Source organism: Enterococcus sp. NPDC086594 (assembly GCF_044746145.1).
Lineage (GTDB): Bacteria > Bacillota > Bacilli > Lactobacillales > Enterococcaceae > Enterococcus_D > Enterococcus_D entomosocium.
In genome coordinates this window covers 45,485-54,264 of record NZ_JBIVBP010000019.1, presented here as the reverse complement: position 1 = coordinate 54,264, position 8,780 = coordinate 45,485, and the positions used below count along the sequence as shown (strand labels likewise).

The 8,780-nt window shown below is 42.3% G+C and carries 5 protein-coding genes, 12 tRNA genes, 1 rRNA gene and 1 pseudogene; 18 read left to right on the top strand and 1 reads right to left on the bottom strand.

Annotated elements, in window-relative coordinates:
• From rrf to ACIPK1_RS16820, 14 genes and pseudogenes are all read left to right on the top strand, one after another.
• Positions 1–94, top strand: a 5S ribosomal RNA gene (gene rrf, locus ACIPK1_RS16885); the annotation flags it as partial.
• 11 nt (positions 95–105) lie between these two features.
• Positions 106–179, top strand: a tRNA-Asn gene (locus tag ACIPK1_RS16880).
• Positions 180–227: 48 nt separating this feature from the next.
• Positions 228–316 (top strand) — tRNA-Ser (locus tag ACIPK1_RS16875).
• 11 nt (positions 317–327) lie between these two features.
• A tRNA-Glu gene (locus tag ACIPK1_RS16870) sits at positions 328–399 on the top strand.
• A gap of 23 nt (positions 400–422) precedes the next feature.
• A tRNA-Val gene (locus ACIPK1_RS16865) sits at positions 423–495 on the top strand.
• Positions 496–499: 4 nt separating this feature from the next.
• A tRNA-Asp gene (locus ACIPK1_RS16860) sits at positions 500–573 on the top strand.
• Between the two features lie 36 nt (positions 574–609).
• A tRNA-Phe gene (locus tag ACIPK1_RS16855) sits at positions 610–685 on the top strand.
• A gap of 1 nt (position 686) precedes the next feature.
• Positions 687–767: transfer RNA gene (locus ACIPK1_RS16850), tRNA-Tyr, on the top strand.
• Positions 768–772: 5 nt separating this feature from the next.
• A tRNA-Trp gene (locus ACIPK1_RS16845) sits at positions 773–846 on the top strand.
• A 28-nt stretch (positions 847–874) separates the two neighbouring features.
• Positions 875–947 (top strand) — tRNA-His (locus ACIPK1_RS16840).
• A 10-nt stretch (positions 948–957) separates the two neighbouring features.
• Positions 958–1,029 (top strand) — tRNA-Gln (locus ACIPK1_RS16835).
• A 41-nt stretch (positions 1,030–1,070) separates the two neighbouring features.
• Positions 1,071–1,141 (top strand) — tRNA-Cys (locus tag ACIPK1_RS16830).
• A 27-nt stretch (positions 1,142–1,168) separates the two neighbouring features.
• A tRNA-Leu gene (locus ACIPK1_RS16825) sits at positions 1,169–1,253 on the top strand.
• A 149-nt stretch (positions 1,254–1,402) separates the two neighbouring features.
• Positions 1,403–1,896: pseudogene (locus ACIPK1_RS16820) on the top strand (HIT family protein).
• An 82-nt stretch (positions 1,897–1,978) separates the two neighbouring features.
• On the opposite strand, the gene ACIPK1_RS16815 reads toward ACIPK1_RS16820, so the two are convergent.
• Positions 1,979–3,979 (bottom strand): beta-galactosidase, encoded by a 2,001-nt coding sequence (locus tag ACIPK1_RS16815; RefSeq protein ID WP_400451362.1) that lies wholly within the window; start codon positions 3,977–3,979, stop codon positions 1,979–1,981.
• 432 nt (positions 3,980–4,411) lie between these two features.
• Between ACIPK1_RS16815 and arcA the strand changes: the two genes are divergently transcribed.
• The 4 genes from arcA to ACIPK1_RS16795 all read left to right on the top strand — a co-directional run bounded on the left by arcA (position 4,412) and on the right by ACIPK1_RS16795 (position 8,774).
• Positions 4,412–5,629, top strand: coding sequence for an arginine deiminase (gene arcA / locus ACIPK1_RS16810; RefSeq protein WP_400451361.1), 1,218 nt, complete (start codon positions 4,412–4,414; stop codon positions 5,627–5,629).
• Positions 5,630–6,013: 384 nt separating this feature from the next.
• Positions 6,014–6,325 (top strand): hypothetical protein, encoded by a 312-nt coding sequence (locus ACIPK1_RS16805; RefSeq protein WP_008380980.1) that lies wholly within the window; start codon positions 6,014–6,016, stop codon positions 6,323–6,325.
• Entirely contained in the window at positions 6,326–8,317 is a 1,992-nt protein-coding gene (locus tag ACIPK1_RS16800; RefSeq protein ID WP_400451360.1) for a V-type ATP synthase subunit I, read from the top strand. It abuts the gene before it with no gap.
• Positions 8,301–8,774, top strand: a complete 474-nt coding sequence (locus ACIPK1_RS16795) for a V-type ATP synthase subunit K (RefSeq protein WP_005237160.1) — start codon at positions 8,301–8,303, stop codon at positions 8,772–8,774. The genes ACIPK1_RS16800 and ACIPK1_RS16795 overlap by 17 nt, the downstream gene beginning before the upstream one ends.
• Positions 8,775–8,780 lie beyond the last annotated feature (6 nt).

The window sequence follows — 8,780 nt, the reverse complement described above, 5'->3', positions numbered from 1 at the left end:
ATACACCTGTAACCATGCCGAACACAGAAGTTAAGCTTCTTAGCGCCGATTGTAGTGAAGGGTTTCCCTTTGTGAGAGTAGGACGTCGCCACGCATTTCAATTTTTCCGGCATAGCTCAGTTGGTAGTAGCGCATGACTGTTAATCATGATGTCGTAGGTTCGAGTCCTACTGCCGGAGTTCTCTAATAAGAGAAAACAAGCAAGAGTAATGAGCTTCTTTTAGGCTGGAGAGTTGTCCGAGTGGCCGAAGGAGCATGATTGGAAATCATGTAGATGGCTATCGCTGTCTCAAGGGTTCGAATCCCTTACTCTCCGTTTTAAACTTAGGTCCGTTGGTCAAGTGGTTAAGACACCGCCCTTTCACGGCGGTAACACGGGTTCGAATCCCGTACGGATCATTACAATTTAATGAACAACCTTCGGGGGTTTAGCTCAGCTGGGAGAGCATCTGCCTTACAAGCAGAGGGTCAGCGGTTCGATCCCGTTAACCCCCATTACGGTTTGGTAGTTCAGTTGGTTAGAATGCCTGCCTGTCACGCAGGAGGTCGCGGGTTCGAGTCCCGTCCAGACCGTTTCATTAATTTTGTAAAACTTATATTTTCCTATATGGCTCGGTAGCTCAGTTGGTAGAGCAATGGATTGAAGCTCCATGTGTCGGCAGTTCGATTCTGTCCCGCGCCACCATGGAGGAGTAGCGAAGTGGCTAAACGCGACGGACTGTAAATCCGTTCCTTAGGGTTCAGTGGTTCGAATCCACTCTCCTCCATTCATAGGGGCATAGTTTAAAGGTAGAACAGCGGTCTCCAAAACCGTTAGTGTGGGTTCAATTCCTGCTGCCCCTGCCATTATATATTTCAATAGTTTCTTATTACGGCGGGTGTGGCGAAGTGGTTAACGCACCGGATTGTGGCTCCGGCATTCGTGGGTTCGATTCCCATCATTCGCCCTTTCATTTTTGGGGTATAGCCAAGCGGTAAGGCAACGGACTTTGACTCCGTCATGCGTTGGTTCGAATCCAGCTACCCCAGTACAATCTTCACTTGATTGTAGATTGCAACAATAGTATAATGGCGGTATAGCCAAGTGGTAAGGCAGAGGTCTGCAAAACCTTCATCACCGGTTCAAATCCGGTTACCGCCTTAGTACTAAATACTAACCTTTCAACATGCCGGCGTGGCGGAATTGGCAGACGCGCTGGACTCAAAATCCAGTGCCCGTTGAGGGCGTGCCGGTTCGACCCCGGCCGCCGGTATCATTGATGTATCAGTCTTTTATAAGATTGATACATTTTTTTTGTTTATAAAAGTCTACAAATACGATTTTGGAGGACCACTCATATAGCAAAGATTTTTTTGTTTTGTTACTATTGAAAGCCTTTCCTTAATCTTGTATAGTTTTTACATGAATAGCTGCAAGGAACAGGAGAGAGGGGGGATCAAATTGAAATGGTATGAGAATAGAATCAAATCAGCGATAGATGGGACAAATCCAATGGTGATCAAAGAATTGTCTGGCAGTTTTGCTGTTTATGGCGATGTCCAATTTCTTCCTGGATATTGTGTATTATTACCTAAAAGAGAGGTGGCTTCTTTAAATGATCTAGATTTAAATGAGCGACAGGTTTTCTTAACTGATATGACTCTTTTTAGGAGATGCTATAATACAGGCTTGTTCTCCATTGAGAATCAATTATGAACTATTGGGAAATACCAATAACCTTCTTCATGCACATCTTTTTCCCCGTTATGAATGGGAAACTAACGAAGCAAAAAAAATGCCTGTTTGGTTGTATGACAAATCCCATTGGAATAATCCAGAGTATCACTATTCAGAAAAAAAGAGATGGAGAGCGAAGACAAAAGATAAGCTCTTATTTGGAAAACGCCTATCGCTAGTCTAATGACTCTCCCTGAATCTAGTAACGTCTATTAAAGAACCTCCATGAAGCGATCGCTTCATGGAGGTTCTTTCCTTAGATTAATCAATATACTTAAGAACTGCGACTTCTTTTGGTTTCAGAACTACCAACTGTCTGATTTCTTTGGTTAGAAGGTCTTCTCCAGGGGCTTTCAGCTTCACTTTGATTGTCTGCTCGGTATGGTTTAAGAAAAAGACGAGTGTATAGCCAGCACCTTTGCGGCAGGTAACGGAGACTTCAGTAGGAGCAGCCAAGAAGTGCTGGGCATGAGTCGTTAAATTGTGATTTTCCAGAATGTTCGTTAAAAATGTTGTTAGACCTTCAAGGGACAATTCTGTTCCTACGTAATACGCATATCCATCGTCGATCCGGTTCATGGTAATGGCTGGCTTATCGGTCAAATAACCGGAATGGAAGGTTGCCAAAGCTTTCGCACCTTTTAGATGGATGACTTCCTCCCATAGAGAATTGTCGTACCGACGACCTTGGAGGAAGTCAATTTGGTGATGGGTAGCCGCTGTCATTGGGTAAAACTCTTCTACAATGATCCCTAAGGTGTCCCTAAACAGTCCTGGATAGCCCCCAAGATAGACTTGGTCATATTCATTGACGATCCCACTAAAGAAATTGGTCAAGAAGATGCCGCCTTGTCGCACGTAATCATGGATCTTCTTACCGAATGCTTCGGGTGCTGAATAGAGATTTGGGGCGATCACCAAAGGATAGCCGCCTAGGGATTCGGAAGGATGGACAAAGTCTACGCTCAGATTTAACGCCCTTAGTGCGGCATACAGGCTGCGTAACTGATGAATGTATTTTAAGGTTCTTGGTTTGGCATCCAATTCCAGCGCCCACCAATTTTCCCAGTCGAAGACAACCGCGACATCAGCCAAGAAGCGCGTCCCAACGATTTCGGATAGTTGCGAAAATTCGTTGCCTAATTGTGCACATTCACGAAAGATACGGCTTGACTGAGGATCTCCGTGAGGCACCATCGCACTATGAAATTTTTCTGCACCGCCACGAGACTGTCGCCATTGAAAGAACATGATACCATCAGCACCATGAGCTAGCGCTTCATAACTCCAAAGACGCAGCTGGTTGGGGGTCTTGGCCCCGTTGATTTGTCGCCAATTAACGGCGCTGGTGGCTTGCTCCATGATCAAGAATGGCTTTTTCTTCAAACTGCGGGTTAAATCGTTAGCAAGAAATTGCGGGTAAGGGTTTTTTTCAAAGGGATTCGGGTACGAATTCCAGCTGACCACATCTATTTCAGGTGCCCATTTAAATCCATCTACGTATTTGTGTAAGCCCATAAGATTGGTCATATAAGGAATGTCATGGGAATATTTTGCAATCGCCGCCTTTTCAATTTGATAAAGTTCCAGATTCATGTCGGAAAGAAACCGACGGTAGTCTAATTGCTGTGCAGGATTTTTGAAGGTTGGCATTGCCTCTGGTAAGAAAATTTCCTCCCAGCTGCCATAGGATTGACTCCAAAACTTCGTTGACCAAGCATCATTCAATCCAGCGATGGTCAGATATTTCTCTGCTAACCATGTCTGAAATCTTTTCCGACAATGATCGCAATAACACTCGTGGATGTGACAGGTATATTCATTATTGATATGCCACATGACCAGCCCTGGATGATTAGCATAACGGTTTGCGACTGCTTCAGACAAATCGGCGGCATATTGACGATAGATAGGGGAAGTCGGACAGTAGTGCTGGCGCGCACCATGAACCAGTCGATTGCCATGAATGGTCACTGGCAGCATCTCAGGGTGTTTTTGAACAAGCCAAGCTGGAGGAGAAGCTGTTCCATTGGCTAGGTCGATCATGACATTGTTTTCATATAAAAGATCCATCAACCAGTCCAGAAAGTCAAAATCATAGGTGGATTCATCTGGCTGCAGATTGACCCAGCCAAAAATATTGATACTTACATAGTTCACACCTGCTTCTTTCATTAAGCGCATATCTTCAAGAATGACTTCTTTAGACCATTGTTCAGGATTGTAGTCGGCACCATAGTAAAGTTGACGTTGCGTTTTCATCAAATCGCTCCTTTATAGACGTTTCTTTAGCATCAAGATACTTGAATCATATCAAAAATTTATCTGTTTGATAGCGGTATCATTTGAAAATCATGAAATGATCCAAAAAAACAAAAATAGTTCAATCTGGTTTCGCAGCTAGGTCTATCGTCCATCAGTTCTTTTGTCTTGCTGTTTTTTTAACAAAAATATACAATTGAAAAAGGCGGTAAATTAAAACATCTAAAATTTATCTCTTTAAGTAGTTGTTTTTTTATTAATAGTTTCTTTATAAAAAAATGCATGTTTATAACCAACAGATCAAAAAAACTGTTAAACATTAGCAGAAGATTACTATGAGTCAAAGAAATGAATAATTATGTGTCGAGGAGTCATAAACGAGGAATGACATAAGTTATTCCACAAAAAATGCGAAAAAGGAGAGACACGTCCATGAACCAGCCAATACAGATCTTTTCTGAGATTGCGCCCTTAAAGCGGGTGCTGTTGCATCGTCCAGGAGCAGAATTGGAAAACTTGATGCCGGATTATCTTGATCGCTTGTTGTTCGATGATATTCCTTTTCTAGACCAAGCACAAAAAGAGCATGATTTTTTTGCCGAGACGTTAAGAAACAGAGGGGTGGAAGTCCTTTATTTGGAAGATCTTGCTGCAGAGACATTGTCGACGACCGGTGCCAAAGAAGCTTTTTTAGAAGATTATTTAAATGAGACAACGATCCTTGATGAAGAGATTCGCAACGAAGTGCGCAATTTTTTCCTGTCGATCAAAGATAATCGCTCCTTTATCGATCATACGATGGCGGGCTTGAAAAAAAGTGAGATAGAAATTCCAAGAGCTAGCAAGTTAACGGCGATCGTTGAAACGGAATATCCTTTTTTGATCGATCCAATGCCAAACTTGTATTTCACGAGAGATCCGTTTGCTACGATTGGTCATAGCGTTTCCTTGAATCGAATGTATTCTGCAACGAGAAGACGAGAAACCCTCTACGGAAAACAAATTTTTACGCACCACCCGATGTTTTCCCGCAATGAGACGAACTTTTTGTATCATCGGGACGAAACGACGCGGATGGAAGGCGGCGATCAGCTGATTTTATCTGATAAAATCGTGGCGATCGGTATCTCTCAACGAACCGAGGTTGCTTCTATCGAAAAAATTGCCGAAACGATTTTTGCTACAGAACCGAGTTTTGAACATATCTTGGCATTTAATATTGGTGAAGAACGAAAATTTATGCACTTAGATACGGTCTTTACGATGGTGGATCATGATAAGTTCACGATCCATCCAGAAATCGAGGGAGAACTTTCGCTGTATTCAATCACTAAACACAAGGACGGTGTGCGAGTATATGAGGAAAAAGATACGTTGGAAAACATTCTTTGCCGTTATTTAGATTTGCCTGAAGTACACTTGATTCGCTGTGGTGGTGACGACTTAGCGGCAGCAGCCAGAGAACAATGGAATGATGGTTCCAATACATTGGCGATCGCCCCAGGGGAAGTCGTGGTCTATGACCGCAATACCATCACCAACGGGTTGTTAAAAGAGGCAGGCGTCAAGTTGAATGAGATCTCAGGAAGTGAATTGGTTCGCGGACGTGGAGGTCCACGCTGTATGAGTATGCCATTTATTCGTGAGTAGGACGAATCTTTGTTATTTTAATTACGGATTTTTGCTTTGAAATTATGAAAGTTAAGAAATAGAAGAGAGAAAAATAAAAGAAAGATTTGAAACGGCATTCTGTTTCTAATCTTTCTTTTTTGTCATCATTTAACCCCCTATAAATTGAAAAGGATTTCTTTTTGTGAAAATGTGTAATTTTTGTGACTTTTATATGTAAAGACTATAAAAAAACGCTAGGAACCTTGTTCTATCGCTAAATTTATGGTACGGTTATATTAGAAAACGGAAATAGGTGAAGGTATTTGCCACTTATTGATTTTTGACACCCTACGATCAGCGAATGCCATATGCTTGATTTGTAGTGGTTTTTTTTGCGGAAAAAAAGGGAAAGCAGGTGAGAAAATGGCAGTAGATGCAATTCGATTATTACAAGAAGCAGAGCAATTTGCTGAAAATAAAAACCAAGAAGCGGAAGCAGAAAAAAAACAATTGGCACAAGAACGCGAAGAACGGTTGAAGGCGTTTAAAAAAGAGTTGGCAGAAAAAGAAGCCCAACAAAAAGAAGCAATCAATCAAAAAATCGCAGCTGAGTTAACACAGTCAAAAGAACCGCTCATGGCTAAAACGAAAGCAGAAGTGGAAACACTACGAACGATCCCTAATGAGTTAAAGGAAGAAGCATTGGCAATAATAATAAATAAGGTTGTGACATAAATGGCAATTGCAAAAATGCAAAAGTTCAGTCTGTTGACCTTTTACGATCAGAAAGAAGCTGTTTTAGAGCAGCTGCAAGACTTTCAGGGCGTAGAACTGCTTTCTTCGGAGAAATACTACGATTCTGAAGAAACGACGGGTGTTTTGACACCGGTTCGCGAGGAACAGTCTGAAGAAGAAATGGAGAACCAGTTTGGTCAAGTCAACTGGAGCTTAAATTTTTTAGAAGAATATGTACCCAAAAAAGGAATGCTGGCACAACTGCGGCAACCAATCAAAAAATATACCCTTCAAGAATTGGCTGAAACAGCCCACACCTATCCCTGGCAAGAATTATGCCAGACCCTTCGTAAACAAGACAAACGTCTTCGCTTGATCGATCAAGAAAAACGCGATGTATTAGCACAAGAAGCAGAGCTGTCGATTTGGAAGTATTTTAAAGAGCGTCCAGCGGTTTTAAAGGAATTAAAAAAATCAGGTGGCTTGCTAGGTTCGATTCCCACTTCTGAAATGGCTGACTTTACGACGAACAGTGAGAAGCTGCCGCTCGTCTATGTGGAAACTGTTTATCAATCACAAACAACCACTTATTTACTGGTCCTTTTCCACAAAGATGTAAAAGAAAAAGTAACTTCACTTCTTAAAAAAGTAGCCTTTGAGCAATACATCTACCCTTATGAGGGCATCCCAGAAGAAGATCTGCAAACGATGAAAGAAAAATCCCAACGTTTAATTGATGAAGAAAAAGAGATCAAAGCCTCTCTTCGTGCAATGACAAACGAGCAAGAAACTTTGCGGATCGTTGCCGAGTATTTAGATGGAGCAATCACCCGCTTAAAAAGCAATAAGATGCTTTTACGTTCTACTCATGCGGTCTCGCTTTCTGGCTGGGTTCCTGTTGATGGAACGGCCGAATTAGAAAAACGCATCAAAAAAGGAACCACGGATAACTATTACCTCGAATACCAAGAAGTGACGGAAAAAGAGATTAGTAATGTGCCGATTTTATTAGAAAACGCACGTTGGATCAAACCTTTTGAAGGACTTGTTCGGATGTACAGCTTGCCACAATATGACGAGTTAGATCCGACACCATTTATGGCGCCTTTTTATATGGTGGCATTCGGGATGATGGTTGCCGATTTTGGCTATGGTTTGCTTTTGTTTCTGGCGACATTTATTGGTAAAAAGCTGTTCCACCTCAGCAAAGGGCTGGAACAAAACTTGACCCTCTTTCAGTTATGCTCGATCCCCACGATTATTTGGGGCTTGATCTATGGCAACTTCTTCGGATTTGAATTCTCATTCCAACTGTTGTCTGCCCAGGATGATGTCAACCAGATCTTAGTCTTATCCGTGATCTTTGGGTACATCCAGATCATGTTTGGTTTGGCGCTGAAATTCTATATTCTATGGAAGAAAAAAGACCAGAAACTGGCTGCGATGTTCCAAGCCGGTTCATGGATCGTCTTTTTGATCAGTGTGGCTTTTGTTGCCGCAGGAATGCTGCTTTTCCCTGACACACCGTTACAAATGATTGGGATCGTAATGATCGCTGCCAGTCTATTAGCAGTGGCCATCGGAGGCAGTTTAGAAGGTAAAACCTTAGCAGGAAAAATCGGTTCTGGATTGTACGGATTGATGGATGTGACCAATTATGTTGGTGACTTGATCAGTTACACCCGTCTGATGGCGTTAGGGGTTGCCGGCGGAAGTATCGCCTCAGCCTTCAACTTGATCATCAGCTACCTGCCGCCAGCAGCCCGGTTTACGGTTGGTATCTTATTATTTGTGGCATTGCATGGCCTAAATATTTTCTTAAGTTACCTTAGTGCGTATGTTCATGGTATCCGTTTGCAGTATTTAGAGTATTTTGGAAAATTCTTTACGGGGGGCGGACGTGCCTTTGACCCGTTCAAATCAAATGAAAATTATGTAGAGATCATCTCAGAAGAAAAGTTACAGGAGGACAATAATGGAAAATTGGATTAGTTTCTTTTACGAAAATGGTGGAATTGTTTTTGCAGCTTTAGGTGTAGCGACCGCAACGATTTGCGGCGGTATCGGATCAACGATTGGTGTTGGGATGACCAGTGAAGCAGCGTCAGGCTTGATCTCAGAGCAGCCAGAGAAATTCGGACAAGCGTTGATCTTAGAGTTGCTGTCTAGTACTCAGGGGTTATACGGGTTCGTAATTTCCTTTATGATCTTTGGTCAAATCAGCGGTTCGCTCTCATTCGATCGCGGATTGTACTTGTTTATTGCTTCATTGCCAATCGCATTAACAGCGATCGTAGCCGGAAAATGGCAAGGACGTGCCGCAAGTGCTGCGATGCAGATTTTAGCCAAAAAACCAGAACATGTGACCAAAGGAATTATCTTGGTAGCGATGATGGAAACGTATTGTATTTTAGGGTTCGTTATTTCCTTCTTGCTTGTCTTGAATTAAGAGGAG